Below are 14,113 nucleotides of genomic sequence, written 5' to 3'. Positions count from 1 at the left end.
GGCGGCGGGGGAGGCGGCGGCGGCGGGGGCGGCGGCGGCGGAGGCGGCGACGCGAACGAGTAGCGCAGACCCACGGTCAGCGACTGATCGCGATACTGGCCTTCGAAGCTGCCGGGTTGCAGCAGGCCCGAACCGGTCGACTGGAACGCGTGTTCCGCGCCGGTGATGTAGCGGTAGGTGAAGTCGATCTTCAGCTTGTCCGTCGCCTTGATCGACGCGCCGGCGATAGCTTGCCAAGCGACGGCGAGATCGTCGTCGTCGACGGTCAGGTTCTGAATAGCCGTGTTGGTCGCGGTGACCGCGCCAACGCCGCTGAACTGACCCAGAGCCTTGACGTCCAGACGGTTGATGCCGACGCCGGCGCCGAGGAACGGGTTCAGCCAGGAATCCGGAGCGAAGTCATAGATGACGTTCGCCATCAGGCTCCACGAGTCGATCGAACCATCCGGCGAACCGCAGGTCTGAGCCGACGACGTACGGGTCACGCCCGGGGTGCAGAGGCCGATCGGCTGGGCGCGAACGGCGCTGCCGTGGACGCTGTCGAGGTCGCCGGGGCGATAGCCGCCTTCGACTTCAGCGCGCCAATGCGGGTTGAACTGGTAGCCGAGACGGACGAAGCCGGTCCAGTCGTTCTGCGACTTCCAGGCCCAGTGATAGTGGGCGCCGTCCGGAGCGTTGGCGTCCGATTCGGTCTTGAGGCTTTGCGGCCAGTGATAGCCAAGGTCGACCGCGCCGTACCAGCCGGTCTCTTGGGCCGAAACGCCCGACGCGGCGAACACCGCGACCAGAGCAGCTCCCGCCAGGAGGTTGAGTTTCATCGTTGAAGAGCCCTCTATTGCCCTGCCCAGGCCGGAGTCCGACCGAGCGCTGTTATACCAAGGCGAACGCCACGGGAAAGTGTCAGCAAAGACACACTCGTCAGGTTTCGCCCCCTGCCCATTGCTCAGGAAAGCTAAACAAGACCGCCCCTCAGAATCAACTGCCGAGCGCGCCCGCCAACTTCCACGGAAGATGAGCGTCAGCGTTGCTGGGTTCGCACGTGAACCGTTTGCACGCAAGGGCTTGCGATCAGGAAATGGCCAAGCATTCGCAGATCGTCGCCGAAAATCCGCAGCTTTTGACCTGATCCGTCAGGTCATCGACCAACCCGGTCCAGCTTTGCCTCTAATCCAGGGTGGTTCGATAGCGCGCCATCGCCAGGCCCGAGATCGCCACCACGAACAGTCCGAGCGCGGATAGACTTGGCCATAGGGCCGTCACGTCCAGTCCTTTCAGCAGGGCGCCCCGGACGATGCGGAGGAAGTGGGTCACCGGGATCACCGTGCCCAGGGCCTGGGCCCAGGCCGGCATGCCGCGGAACGGGAACATGAAGCCCGACAGCAGGATCGACGGCATGATGTAGAAGAACGACATCTGCATCGCCTGCAGCTGGGTCCTGGCCACCGTCGAGATCAGGAAACCCAGGGCCAGCGACCCGATGATGAACAGCAGCACCCCCAGGCAGAGCGCGATCCAGCCGCCGGCCATCGGCACCGCGAACAGGGCCCGGGCCAGCACCAGGATCACGACCGTCTGGATCACGCCCACCGCCACATAGGGCGTCAGCTTGCCGATCATCACCTCGATCGGGCGAGCGGGCGTGGCCAGCAGGCTCTCCATGGTGCCGCGCTCGTATTCACGGGTGACGCCCAGCGAGGTCATCATCACCAGGGTCATCGACAGGATCACGCCCAGCAGGCCCGGCACGATATTGTACGAGGTGATAGCCTCGGGATTGTAGCGGCGATGGATCACCACTTCGAACGGATCCGCGCCCGAAGCGCCCGGCGGTTTGGCCACCGCGCCCACGAGATCCCGCGTCAGGGCCGTGCGCGGCAGGCTGGCCAGGGCTGCGATCGCGCCGCCGGTGGCCGCGGGGTCGGAGGCGTCGGCCTCGACCAGGATCTGGGCCTGGTCGCTGCGCACCACCCGGCGGGTGAAGTCGGCCGGGATGGTCAGGGCGAACTGGACCTCGCCGCGCGCCACCGCCGCGTCCAGCTCGGCCGGCGAGGTCGCCGTGCGGACGATCTCGAAATAGCCGCTGTTGACCAGGGCCGACAGGGTCGAGCGCGCCATCGGGCCCTGGTCCTGCACCAGCACCGCCGTCGGCAGGTCGCGCGGATCGTTGTTGATGGCGTAGCCGAACAGCATCAGCTGCACGATCGGCATCACGAGGATCATGGCGTAGGTCAGCCGGTCGCGGGTGAGCTGGATGAACTCCTTGATCAGCACCGCTAGGATGCGAGCGCCGGACAGGGCCTTGGCGGATTCGCTCATTGAAAATTGTCCGACGACTGGCTCATCAGCCGGATGAACACGTCCTCCAGCGTCGGCTTGACCTCGATCCATTCCAGCGGCGGCTTGCGATAGGGCGCGATGGCGGCTTCGAGCGCGGCGCGGTCGGTTCCGCTGACGTGCAGGGCCGCGCCGAACGGGGCGGCCATGATCACGCCGGGCGCCTTGGCGAGGTCGCGGGCCAGTCGGTCGGCCCCCTGCCCCTCCCCTCGGAAGGTGACCAGACCCGACTGCTCGATCACGTCGTCGGCGGTCCCGCGCGCCATCAGCCTGCCGTAAGCGATGTAGGCGATGTCGTGGCAGCGCTCGGCCTCGTCCATGTAGTGGGTCGAGACCATCACGGTCAGGCCCTCGGCCGACAGAGCGTGGATCTCGTCCCAGAACTCGCGTCGGGCCTTCGGATCGACGCCGGCCGTGGGTTCGTCCAGCAGCAGCAGCTTGGGCTCGTGCATGATGCTGGCGGCCAGAGCCAGGCGCTGCTTCCAGCCGCCCGACAGGCTGCCGGCCAGCTGCTTCTTGCGGGCGGTCAGGCCCAGGCGGTCCAGACTGCCCTTCACCCGCTCGCGACGGCCCGGCAGCTCGTGGACCCGGGCCATGAAGTCGAGGTTCTCCTCGATCGACAGGTCCTCATACAGCGAGAACTTCTGGGTCATGTAGCCGGTCTGGCGCTTCACGGCCTCGGCGTCCTTGCGGAAATCCAGCCCCAGCACCGCGCCCTCGCCGCTGTCGGGGGTCAGCAGGCCGCACAGCATCCGCAAGGTGGTGGTCTTGCCCGAGCCGTTGGGGCCGAGGAAGCCGGTGATCTTGCCCTTCTCGACCTGGATCGACACGTCCTGCACCACGTGGCGCGGGCCGAAGCTCTTGTTCAGGCCCCGGACGTCGACGGCCAGTTCGCTCACCGATCCGCCTCCAGCGGCGTGATGTCGACCGGTTGGCCGGGCGCGAGCGGCGCGCCGCCTTCCGGCCGCGCCTCCACCAGGAACACCAGCCGCTGGCGGGCCTCGCGGCTGTAGATCACCGGCGGGGTGAACTCCGAGCGCGGCGAGACATAGTTGATCCGCGCCGTCCGCTCGGCCCCGCAGCCGTCACACGTGAAGCGCACCGTCGCGCCGGGGCGATAGCGGGCGACCTCGCCCTCCGGCACGAAGAAGCGCAGGCGCACCCGGTCGTCGGACAGCAGGGCGACCACGGGCTGGTTGGCGGCCGTCCATTCGCCGGGCTGATAGAAGACGTCCTGCACGCGAGCCGCCACGGGGGCGCGCGGGCTGATCTGGTCCAGGCGGCTCTGGGCGGCCGCCAGGGTCTCGCGCGCCGAGGCCACGGCGGACTGGGCGGCGTTCACCGCGTCGGGCCGCGCGCCCAGGGTTCCGACGTCCTTGCGGCGGGCGACGGCGGCGGCGTTGGCCCGGGCCGTATCCAGGGCGGCCTTGACCTGATCCAGCTTGGCCGGGGCGTAGATGCCCTGGCGCACCAGCGGCGCGACGCGATTGAAGTCGGCCTGGGCCTGGCGGACCTGGGCCTGCGCCGCGGCGCGCTCGGCGTCGTAGACGGCCAGCTCCTGCGGGCGCTGGCCCTTTTCGGCGTCGCGCAGCTGGGCTTCCGCGATCGCCACCTGGGCGGCGGCCTGGTCGCGGGCGGCGGTCAATTGGGCGGCGTCGAGGGCGAACAGCGGCTGGCCCGCCTTCACCCGATCGCCGCGCTGGACGGCGACCGCGCTGACCAACCCCGCGTTCGAAGCCCCGACATACAGCGTCTCGCCCTCGACATAGCCCGACAGGCGATGCGGCCGGTGGGCGTCGGGTCCCAGCAGACGCCAGCCCAGGAACCCGGCGAGGCCGAGCCCGGCGACCACGGCGACGATGCGGCCAAATGGGGGATGGCTTGCGGGCTTCACGCCGGAACTCCTGCGCTCGGCGCCAAGCCCGCCAGCACAGTGTCGGCGTGTTGGATCAGCAATCCAGGCAGATCCATCGGCGGCGCGCCGATCGGGGTGAAGGTCTCCTGCCAGATCACGCCCATCAGCACCGGCCCCATGACGCTGAAGGCCTGCAGGCGCGGATCGCCCGGACGGATCTCGCCTCGCGCCTGAGCCCCAGCCAGAGCGCCGCTCAACGCCGTGAGGCCACGGCTGACCACCTCGTCGTGCCAGACCCTGGCCAGTTCCGGAAAGTTTCGCGACTCGCCGATGACCAGCTTGGCCACCGCCCCCAGGCGCGAGGTCTCGATGATCGCGCCGAGCCGGGAGAACAGCAGGCGTAGCAGGTCCGGGAACGGGATCGTCGCCTGGCTCAGGACGGCCTCGACGATATCGAGATTGGGGACCACAGCCTCGCGCACCACGGCGCGGAAGATGTCCTCCTTGGTTTCGAAATAGAGATAGAGCGCGCCCTTCGAGATCCCGGCCTTGGCGGCGATCTCGTCCAGCTTCGCGGCGGCGAAGCCCCGCTCCGCGAACACCTCGAGCGCCGCCTGGACGATCTCGCCCGGCCGCGCCTCGCTGCGCCGCCGCCACTTAGGGGAACCGGCCTGCATTTGGGACATCCGAAGTAAATGACTTGAAAGTCATATACCGGAGTTATCGCGATTTCAAGCCATTCCAACCGCCGTCACCCGCCAGCAGGCCGAGGTCATCGTCGCCATGCCGTCCTTCGCATAGGGCTCCAGCGCCGCCGCCACCGCCTCGCGGACCTGGCCGCGCACCGTGTCGTCCTCTTGCGCCAGGATCGGGTTCAGCGGCCCGACGCGCAGGCTCATGGTCATCAGCTCGTCGAAGGTCAGCGGGCTGGCGACGTCCAGCGGCGCGATCTCGATCCCCCGCCAGCCGCTGTCCTCCAGAATCCGGCGCACCCGGTCCGGGTCGGCGAAGGCGAAGCGGCCGGGCGCGGCCTTCTCGAACGCCGGCAGGGTCGGCAGGAACGGGGCGGCCGCGCGCAGCGGGACCAGCGCCAGCGGGTTTTCCTCGGGCGCGCGCCAGGCGGCGAAGGCCAACTTGCCGCCCGGCTTCAAGGCGCGCCGCAAGTTGGCGAAGGCCGCGACAGCGTCCGGGAAGAACATCACCCCGAACCGCGAGACGATGGCGTCGAACGGCGTCTCGAAGACGTGGGTCTGGGCGTCGGCCAACAGGAACTCGACGCCCTCGACCCCATCCTCGCCCGCCCGCCGCCGGGCCAGCTCGACCAGGGCGCCGGAGATGTCGACCCCGACCGCGCGGCCGGTCGGTCCCGTCCGCCAGGCCGCGGCGAAGGTGGTCGCGCCCGAGCCGCAGCCGACGTCCAGGACCCGCTCGCCATTGACCGGCCCCGCGGCCTCGACCACCGCCTCGGCGATCGGGGCCATGATCCTGTCGAGCAAGGCCTGGTGCTCGACCCAGACCCGCCCCGCGCGGTCCCAATAGGCGTTCATGTCCCGGTCGGCGGTCGCGTTCATCGTCATCTCCGTCGTTGCGAGGATCACCCTCGCGGCGCATCCTGCAAGTTCAAGCGCACTTGAGGTCAAGCGGTGTTCGACGTCGACATCTCGGAACTGGCGAAACGCTCGGGCGTGCGGGCCTCGACCTTGAGGTTCTACGAGGAGAAAGGGCTGATCGCCTCGACCGGACGGCGGGGCCTCAAGCGCCTGTTCGGCCCGGAGGTCGCCGACCGCCTGTCGCTGATCGCCCTGGGCCGCGCCTCAGGCTTCTCGCTGGACGAGATCGCCGGGATGCTGGACGGCCCAGACATCGACCGCGACCGCCTGCGCGCCAAGGCCGCCGAGCTGGACAAGCGGATCGAGCAGCTGACCCGCATGCGCGACGGCCTGCGCCACGCAGCCGCCTGCAAGGTCCCGGTCCTGACGGACTGCCCGCACTTCCTGCGGATCGTGAAGGTCGCCGGCGCGCGGCGACGGTACCGGGCGGAGGCGGTGTAGGGGCCGCCAGCGGTCCGTCGCCCCTCCCCTACCGCACCGCGACTCCGACGATCTCGACCGCGTAGTCGGAATGGGCCAAGCGCGCTTCGACCGTGGCGCGCGCCGGCGGGTTTTCCGAATCCACCCAGGCGTCCCACGCCTGGTTCATGGCGTCGAACCCGGCGATGTCGGCCAGGTAGATGGTGACGCTGACCAGCTTGGCCTTGCTGGAGCCGGCCTGGGCCAGGGTGTCGTCCAGCTGGGCCAGGACCTCGCGCGTCTGCTCCAGGACGGACTGACCCTTGGTCTCCTCGGCGACGTGGCCTGACAGGAACACCAGGCCGTTGACGACGACGGCGTCGCTCCAGCGCGCCGCCTTGCCGATGCGTTCGATCACAAGAAAACTCCCTATCTCAAGCTTGCGTCGCGCAGCCGGCGGCGGCGGCCGCCCAGGGCGTCGGGACGGTTCAGCACCTTGCGGTACTCGTCGCGGCGCTCGTGGATCGAGGCGATGACCAGGCCCATCGGCACGCCGATATCGACCAGCACGGCCTCGGACAGTTGCAGGCTGGCCTCGATGGTCTCGGGCACGGCGTCGGTGGCGCCCAGTTCGTAGAGGCGGGCGGCGTGGCGGGCGTCGCGGGCGCGGACCACGATCGGCACGTCCGGCCGAGCCCCGCGCGCGGCGGCGACCACCGCCTCGGCCCCCTCGGGCGCGTCCATGGTGATGACCACCGCCCGGGCCGTGGCCAGGCCGCAGCGCTCCAGCAGCTCCAGCCGCGAGGCGTCGCCGTAATAGATCCCGCCACCCTCGCGCCGGCCCTGCTCGACCAGGCGGGCGTCGCGCTCGACGGCGATCCAGGGCAGGTCGTGGCGGTTCAGCATGTCGCCGACCAGCTTGCCGACCCGGCCATAGCCGACGACCAGCACCTGGCCCGCGGGTTCGGGGCCGACACGGTCGGGCCCGCCGACCGGCGCTTCGGTCGTCTGGGGCGTGGCGTTCTTACGGCCGAAATAGCCGCCCAGGGCCGCCAAGCCGGGGATCAGGAACATGGTCAGGGTCGCTGAGACCAGCACGGCCTGGCCGATCGCCGGCGCGACGACCTTGGCGCTCATGGCGTTGTCGAGCAGCACGAAGGCGAACTCGCCGCCGGCCGCCAGGATCAGCGCCGCCTCCAGCGCCGCCTTGCGGCTGAGGCCCATGATCAGCCCGCCGCCGAACACCAGGGCCGCCTTGACGACCAGCAGCCCCAGGGCCGTGGTCAGGATCAGGCCCGGCTGGGCGACCAGCAGCGACAGGTCCAGGCGGATGCCCAGCGACACGAAGAACAGGCTGAGCAGCAGGCCCTTGAACGGCTCGATCTTGACCTCGACCTCGTGGCGATACTCGGTTTCGGCCAGCAGGACGCCGGCGACGAAGGCGCCCAGCGCCATCGACAGACCCGACAGGGCGCTGACCATGCCCGCGCCGATGATCACCAGCAGGCAGGCGGCCATGAACATCTCTTCGCTCTTGGCCTTGGCGACGGACTTCAGCATTGGCCGCAGGGCCAGACGCCCGACCAGCACGATGGCGCCCAGGCCGATCGCGGCGGGCGCCAGGGCCAGCAGGTCCTTGAGCTGGAACGACCCTTGGCCGCGGCCGAGGATGGCCAGGGTGATCAGGATCGGCGCGACGGCCAGGTCCTGGAACAGCAGCACCGAGAAGGTGGCGCGCCCGCCTTCCGAGTGCAGCCGCCGCCGCTCGGCCAGCACCGGCACGGCGATGGCGGTCGAGGACAGGGTCAGGGCCGCGCCGATGGTCAGGGCCGCCACCGGGCTCTGGCCCATCAGCATGGCCCCGGCGCCCAAGGCCAGCGAGCAGCCGATCACCTGCACGGCGCCCAGGCCGAACACCAGCTTGCGCATCAGGCGCAGGCGCTCCCACGACAGCTCCAGCCCGATCATGAACAGCAGGAAGACCACCCCGAACTCGGCCAGCTGGGCGATTTCCTCGGGATTGTCGACGGTGACGTAGTCGAGCCACGGGGCGTAGTGGATGAACCGCCCCAGGCCGAACGGGCCCAGGATCACCCCGGCCAGCAGATAGCCCAGGATCGGATTGATCTTCAGGCGCTTGAAGATCGGCGCGACAATGCCGGCGGTCGCCAGGAACAGGACCAGGTCCTTGTAGCTCTCTGGGGATACCTCTTGCGCCACGCGCCCTCCTTGTCCGCCAATCCTAGGCCGGCTGTCCTATCCCGGCTGCTTGAGCCGCACGCCCGCCCCTGCTTCGCCCCCCCTGGTCGTATCAGGGCCGATCAGCGCCACGCCGCCCGCCTCGATCGCGTCGATCAGCAGGCGCTCGGTGCTGTGGTGCAGAGCGTGACGCTCGGTCTCGAAGTCCTTGACCGTGCTACGCGACACGCCCGCTCGATCGGCGAGCTCGCCCTGCGACCAATTGATCAGCCCGCGGGCGGCCCGACATTGCGCCGGGAGGAGAATTTTTGCGTGCGGCATGAAACACACCTAGGCTTTATCGCCCATATTGGTTGAATACCGCCGAAAGAGGCGACAGTCAAGCCAAGCCATGGCCGTGGAGGCCACCGCCCGAGCCGCGACGCGGCGGCCCGAGCGGCTCTCTCGCTAGCGGGCCAGGCTCTCCAAGCGGCCGGCGTCCACCGCCCGCACCGCCTGCTTCAGGTCGTCGACGGTGTTTGCCGAGCCGTCCGCCTGGACCGAGAAGCGGTCGGCGATCACCACCGAATATTTCCCGGAGTTCGAGGGACGGTTCCATTCCTCCGAGGTCAGCCGGCCGTCGACGGTGGCGACCTTCTCGTAGCCGTCGGCCGTCTCCTTGGTGGTGTGCGCGCCCATGCCGGAGGCCAGGGCGGCCATGGCGCCCATCGCGCCAAGATCGGTGACCTCCAGGCGGAACGAGTTGCCGTCCTTCTGATACTCGCCGGTCGCCACGACGATCGAGACGTCGCCCGTACCGCTGGAATTGGTTTCGACGCTGGACCGCGCATAGCCCGCCACGCTTTCGGGCAGCAGGGCCTTCAGCGCGTCAGGCGACACCGCCTTTCGCGGCTGCTTCGACAGGGCCTCGGCCCGCTCGCCGGCCGCCTGCAGCCGGTCCAGATCGACCTTCTGGCCGTTGATATTGACCGTCCCGCTCACCTTGTCGGTGCGCGTGACGCCGGGAAATCCACTGAACCCGGTCAGGCGGACGATCGCCGTGCTGGCCACGCCGATGACCACGGCTACGACGATGGCGACCAGGATCGTCACGATCGCATAGCCCGGCGCCTTGTCGGCCGGGGCCTTCATCACCCGGGGCAGGCCCAGATACAGCAGCCAGCAGCCGTACAGGGCGGCCAGCAGGACGATGAACCCCAGCATCGGCAGGATCTGCAGCACGCCGGCAACCCAGCCGGCGGTGCCGGAATAGGCGGCGACCTTGAACGCCTGCACGCGGTTCTTCTCAGCCCCGAAACTGGGCGCCAGGGCGTCGATCACCGAGCCCAGCACGAAGGTCATCACCAGCGCGCCCAGATAGCCGAGCACCGCCATGGTCAGCGCCGCGCCCAGGCTGGGCTTGACCGAGATCCCGAACGCCCCGTGGCCGAACACCTGGCCGCCGATCAGGCCGGCCACGGCCGGGATCGCGGCGAGAATGCACACATAGCCCGTGAACAGCCCGCCGATCGTGGCGGGTTCCTGCTCGATCTTGTCCCATTCGGACGAGGGCGACAGCAGTATGCCCTTGACCCTCGCCACCAGACCGGTCCCCGCCGATCCACCTTCAATTGCAGCCATCCCGCGTCGCGCTCCCTCTGTGAGATCCAGCGCCCGCCCCGATGGCCTATCTACGCATGGTTCGCGCCAAGGTCGAACACGGTTTTCCGAAGGGCGTCAGGAGGCGCGTCAGGACGCCGGAAAGCCCGATCGGCGCATCAGCCGCTCATAGGTCGAGCGCCGGATCGGGCGTTTGTCGCGCAAGCGGACCCAGGTCGTCTCGCTGATCCCCAGCGTGCCTTGCAGGTGCTCCTTGGTGATCGCCGGCAGCAGGTCGCGCAGCCGCCGCACCCGTTCGGAATCCACGACGATCATGGTCATGGCGTGGTCGCCTCGACGAGATCCAGCCGCGCCTTCAGCGGATCGGCCACGACCTTGGGACCCTCGGCGGAGAAGTCGAGGATCTGGTCGGACGCCGCCTCGTAGCGCGGCCAGGCCGGGCCGCCGGTCGCGGTCGGGACGCCGGACTTGGCGAAGCCGATCCAATAGGCGTGGGCCGCCTTGGCCGCCGCCGCATCGGCCTGGGTCAGGGCCGCGCCGTAGCGGGCGTCGACGGTGTCGAACACGAACGGGATCTCGGTGGCGTGCGGCGCGCCCCACCATTGGCCGCGCTGGCTCTCGGCGACGTACGAGAACCGGAACTGGTAGACCGGCGCGCCTTGGCTGGACATCACCCGCGCCACGGCCCGGGCCGGCTCGATGAACATGCGGTCGCCCGCCGCCTTCCAGCCATAGACCTTGAGCTCGCCGTCGCCCTTGGGGTCGTACAGCGCCTCGGCCTCGGGCCGGCGCGCGCCGAACGGCGCGAAGACCTGGTCGCGGGTCCCGCCGAAGAAGAAGCCGTCGGCGCTGGTCGCGCCCACCATGATCGGCATCTTGCTCCACGCTCCGGCCTGGTAGGCCTTCAGCGGCGCGTCGGTCACGATCTTGCCGTCCAGCATCGGCCCGCCGGCCCAGGTCGGCGTGCCGGAGGTGGCCATGTTCAAGCCGTCCACCACCGTTTCGGCCGGCAGGGCGCGCAGGGCGTCCAGCGCCGCCGCGTCGGTCCCCGAAACTCCCGCCTTGGCCGCGAAGGCCAGGCCCGCCGTTTCGGCCGAGCGCTGGCCGGCCGGCGCGGTCAGGGGCAGGGTCGGCAGCAGGCGCGGCCGGCCGCCGCCGGACTCGATGATCGCCTTGTGGAACAGGCCCTTGGCCTGGGACGCGGTCAGCAGGGCGTGCAGCGACACGCCGCCGGCCGACTCGCCGAACACCGTGACATTGTCCGGATCGCCCCCGAACGCGGCGGCGTTGTCGCGCACCCACTTCAGGGCCGCGATCTGGTCCATCAGGCCGTAGTTGCCCAGCATCCCGCCGTCGGCGCCCGCCGCCGTCAGGGCGGGGTGGGCGAAGAAGCCGAAACGGCCGACCCGGTAGTTGAAGCTGACCAGCACCACGCCATCGCGGGCGAAGCGGTCGCCGGCATAGACGGCCGGCGAACTGCCGCCGTTCACGAAGCCGCCGCCATAGATCCAGACCATCACCGGCAGTTTGGTCTTGGTTTTAATCGCCTTTTCCGGCGCCCAGACATTGGCGTAGAGGCAGTCCTCCGCTGGCTTGACGCCCAGGGGCGCGGCGTCGCCGGGGAACGGGTTCTGCATGCAGTCGGGGCCGTAGGCCTTGGCGTCGCGCGGGGCGGTCCAGGCCTTCGGCGGCTGCGGCGCGCGCCAGCGCAAAGCCCCGAGCGGCGGGGCGGCGAACGGCACGCCCTTGAAAGCAACGACGCCCTGGGCGCTTTCTCCGACCACGGGTCCGAAGGTGGTGACCACCGTCGGATCGGCGGCGAAGGCCTGACCAGCGACCAGGGTCGCCCCGAGGGCGGCGAGCGCGGCGAGCGCGGCGATGCGGTTCGTCATGACGTTCCTCCCGTTCACGGCTTCAGGGTCCGCGCCTTGACCTTGGCCGCGCCCTTCAGGGCGAGGTCGGCCGAGGAGGCGCCCACGGCGACCTGATAGTCGCCGCCCGTCAAGCTCCAGCGATTGGCCTTCGCGTCGAAGGCGCCCAGCAGGCGCGGATCGGCGGTGACGGTGACGTGGCGGGTCTCGCCGGGCGCCAGCACGACCTTCTCGAAGCCGATCAGGCGTTGCAGGGCCTTGCCGGCCGCGCCGGTCAGATAGACCTGCGGCGCGTCCTTGCCGGCGCGCTGGCCCGTGTTCGCGACATCGAAGCTGACCGTCAGGGTGTCGCCGCCCGTCACCTTCAGGTTCGAATAGGCAAAGCGCGTGTAGGACAGGCCATGGCCGAACGGGAACAGCGGCTTTTGGCCGCTCGTGGCGAAGCGGCGATAGCCGACGTCGGCGCCCTCCGAATAGACGACGTCGAAGCGGGTCTTCTCCGGCAGGCCCAGGCCCGGCAGTTCGGCCCGGGGATACTGGTCGATCGCGACCGGGAAGGTCATCGGCAGGCGGCCCGAGGCGTCGACCTCGCCGAACAGCACGTCGGCGATCGCCTCGCCGCCCTTGGCGCCCGAGTACCAGGCCTCGACCACCGCGCCGGCCTGGCCAAGCCAGGGCATCGACACCGGACCGCCGGTCTGCAGCACGACGATCGTGTTGGGGTTGGCGGCGGCGATGGCGGCGATCAGGGCGTCCTGGCCATTGGGCAGCGACAGGTCCGGAGCGTCCTCGCCCTCGCCCATCCACTGGTTGCCGAACACCACGACGATGTCGGCGGCCTTGGCGGCGGCGACGGCGGCCGACAGATAGCGGCCGTCGTCGAAGGTCACCTTGGCGCCCGGCGCGACCTTGCGGATCGCGGCCAACGGCGAGGAGCCGTTGAAGTACTGGCTGCGGAACGGACCCATCATGCCCTCGCCGCCCAACGGAACGACGCGCTGGGCGCCGCCCGGCGGCACCACCTGGGACGAGCCGCCGCCCGACAGCACGCCGGCGTCGGCGTGGCCGCCGATCACGGCGATGGTCTTGGCGGTCTTGGCCAGCGGCAGAAGGCCCTCGCGGTTCTTCAGCAGCACGATGCCCTCGGCCGCCGCGGCGCGAGCCGTCTGCGCCCCGGCGTCGTAGTCGACGGCCCCGCCCGGCGTCACCGGTTTGTCGAACAGGCCGGCGGCGAACATCGAGCGCAGGATGCGGCGGGTGGCGTCCGACAGGCGCGCGGCCGGGACCTCGCCCTTCTCGACGGCGGCCTTCAGCGGCTCGCCGAACCAGATCTTGGCGTCCAGCTGTTCGCCCGACTGCTGGTCCAGGCCCTTGACGATGTAGTCGGTGGCGTGGACCGCGCCCCAGTCCGACATCACCCAGCCCTTGTAGCCCCAGTCGCGCTTGAGGACGTCGTTCAGCAGATGCGGGGCGCCGCAGCTGTAGTCCCCGTTGACCAGGTTGTAGGCGCACATCACCGAGCCGGGCTGGCCCTTCTCGATGGCGATCTCGAAGGCCAGCAGGTCGCTTTCGCGGTGGGCGGCCTCGTCGATCACCGAATTGGCGAAGTGGCGGCTGGTCTCCTGGCCGTTCAGCGAGAAGTGCTTGATCGTCGAGACGATCCCCTGGTCCTGGATGCCCTTGATCGACGCGCCGGCCAGGCTGCCGGCCAGCCAGGGATCCTCGCCCAGATATTCGAAATTGCGGCCGTTGCGCGGATCGCGCGCCAGGTTCACCCCGCCCGCCAGCTGGACGTTGAAGCCCTTGGCCCGCGCCTCGCGGCCGACCACCGCCCCGCCCTCATAGGCCAGCTTGACGTTGAAGGTCGCCGCCAGCGCCTGGCCCGACGGCAGGGCCGTCGCGCCGTCGCCCGGCCGCACGCCCAGCGGATTGGTCACGCCGAGGCTGGCGTCGCTTTCCTGCAGCGCCGGTACGCCCAGGCGGGGGATGCCCGGAATATAGCCGGCCGAGCCGATGGCGCCCTCGGGCTTCATGATCCCGAAGATCGGCATCGACATCGGCCCGTGGACCAGCCCGATGCGCTCGTCGAGGGTCATTTCCTTCTCGAGCAGGGCCGCGCGCTGATCCGGCGACAGCTTGACGTTCATCCAGGGGCGATCGGCGGGCGCCTGCGCGTGGCCGGCCGTGGCGAAGGCGAGGACGGCGAGGCTCGCGGCGATTTTCAGGGTTCTGGGCAAGGCGATCGT

The 14,113-nt window shown here is 69.9% G+C and carries 14 protein-coding genes; 1 reads left to right on the top strand and 13 read right to left on the bottom strand.

Annotation, left to right across the window (positions count from 1 at the left end; translation table 11 throughout):
• The 6 genes from AC1DSO_RS15585 to AC1DSO_RS15560 all read right to left on the bottom strand — a co-directional run.
• Positions 1-818, bottom strand: an 818-nt coding sequence (locus tag AC1DSO_RS15585) for an outer membrane protein (protein WP_477069685.1), incomplete at its 3' end; no start/stop codon positions are given.
• A gap of 346 nt (positions 819-1,164) precedes the next feature.
• On the bottom strand, positions 1,165-2,316 hold the full coding sequence (locus AC1DSO_RS15580) for an ABC transporter permease (protein ID WP_477069684.1): 1,152 nt from the start codon (positions 2,314-2,316) through the stop codon (positions 1,165-1,167).
• Positions 2,313-3,233: an ABC transporter ATP-binding protein gene (locus tag AC1DSO_RS15575; protein WP_477069683.1), complete on the bottom strand. Its 921-nt coding sequence runs from the start codon at positions 3,231-3,233 to the stop codon at positions 2,313-2,315. Before AC1DSO_RS15575 ends, AC1DSO_RS15580 begins: the two co-directional genes overlap by 4 nt.
• The gene (locus AC1DSO_RS15570; RefSeq protein WP_477069682.1) at positions 3,230-4,228 is read right to left on the bottom strand and encodes an HlyD family secretion protein; all 999 of its coding nucleotides are present in this window, start codon (positions 4,226-4,228) and stop codon (positions 3,230-3,232) included. The genes AC1DSO_RS15575 and AC1DSO_RS15570 overlap by 4 nt, the downstream gene beginning before the upstream one ends.
• Positions 4,225-4,866 carry a TetR/AcrR family transcriptional regulator gene (locus AC1DSO_RS15565; RefSeq protein ID WP_477069681.1) on the bottom strand — a complete coding sequence of 214 codons (642 nt, stop codon included), beginning with the start codon at positions 4,864-4,866 and terminating at the stop codon, positions 4,225-4,227. The genes AC1DSO_RS15570 and AC1DSO_RS15565 overlap by 4 nt, the downstream gene beginning before the upstream one ends.
• A gap of 54 nt (positions 4,867-4,920) precedes the next feature.
• Positions 4,921-5,760 carry a class I SAM-dependent methyltransferase gene (locus AC1DSO_RS15560; protein WP_477069680.1) on the bottom strand — a complete coding sequence of 280 codons (840 nt, stop codon included), beginning with the start codon at positions 5,758-5,760 and terminating at the stop codon, positions 4,921-4,923.
• 72 nt (positions 5,761-5,832) lie between these two features.
• On the opposite strand from AC1DSO_RS15560, the gene AC1DSO_RS15555 reads away from it, so the two are divergent.
• Positions 5,833-6,240, top strand: a complete 408-nt coding sequence (locus AC1DSO_RS15555) for a helix-turn-helix domain-containing protein (RefSeq protein ID WP_477069679.1) — start codon at positions 5,833-5,835, stop codon at positions 6,238-6,240.
• A gap of 28 nt (positions 6,241-6,268) precedes the next feature.
• On the opposite strand, the gene AC1DSO_RS15550 is transcribed toward AC1DSO_RS15555, so the two are convergent.
• The 7 genes from AC1DSO_RS15550 to AC1DSO_RS15520 form a co-directional block, all read right to left on the bottom strand.
• On the bottom strand, positions 6,269-6,616 hold the full coding sequence (locus tag AC1DSO_RS15550) for a RidA family protein (protein ID WP_477069678.1): 348 nt from the start codon (positions 6,614-6,616) through the stop codon (positions 6,269-6,271).
• An 11-nt stretch (positions 6,617-6,627) separates the two neighbouring features.
• A complete protein-coding gene (locus tag AC1DSO_RS15545; protein ID WP_477069677.1) occupies positions 6,628-8,418 on the bottom strand; it encodes a cation:proton antiporter domain-containing protein in 1,791 nt (596 codons plus the stop codon).
• A 36-nt stretch (positions 8,419-8,454) separates the two neighbouring features.
• Positions 8,455-8,718 carry a helix-turn-helix transcriptional regulator gene (locus AC1DSO_RS15540; protein WP_477069676.1) on the bottom strand — a complete coding sequence of 88 codons (264 nt, stop codon included), beginning with the start codon at positions 8,716-8,718 and terminating at the stop codon, positions 8,455-8,457.
• A gap of 126 nt (positions 8,719-8,844) precedes the next feature.
• A complete protein-coding gene (locus tag AC1DSO_RS15535; RefSeq protein ID WP_477069675.1) occupies positions 8,845-9,978 on the bottom strand; it encodes a Yip1 family protein in 1,134 nt (377 codons plus the stop codon).
• Positions 9,979-10,125: 147 nt separating this feature from the next.
• Entirely contained in the window at positions 10,126-10,317 is a 192-nt protein-coding gene (locus AC1DSO_RS15530; RefSeq protein ID WP_477069674.1) for a hypothetical protein, read from the bottom strand.
• Entirely contained in the window at positions 10,314-11,888 is a 1,575-nt protein-coding gene (locus tag AC1DSO_RS15525; protein WP_477069673.1) for a carboxylesterase/lipase family protein, read from the bottom strand. Before AC1DSO_RS15525 ends, AC1DSO_RS15530 begins: the two co-directional genes overlap by 4 nt.
• Positions 11,889-11,902: 14 nt before the next feature.
• Positions 11,903-14,104 (bottom strand): beta-glucosidase, encoded by a 2,202-nt coding sequence (locus AC1DSO_RS15520; protein WP_477069672.1) that lies wholly within the window; start codon positions 14,102-14,104, stop codon positions 11,903-11,905.
• Positions 14,105-14,113 lie beyond the last annotated feature (9 nt).

Source organism: Caulobacter sp. P4_E5 (assembly GCF_056401555.1).
Note: the sequence above shows the minus strand (reverse complement) of the source record. Positions and strands in the feature narration are given on the sequence as shown.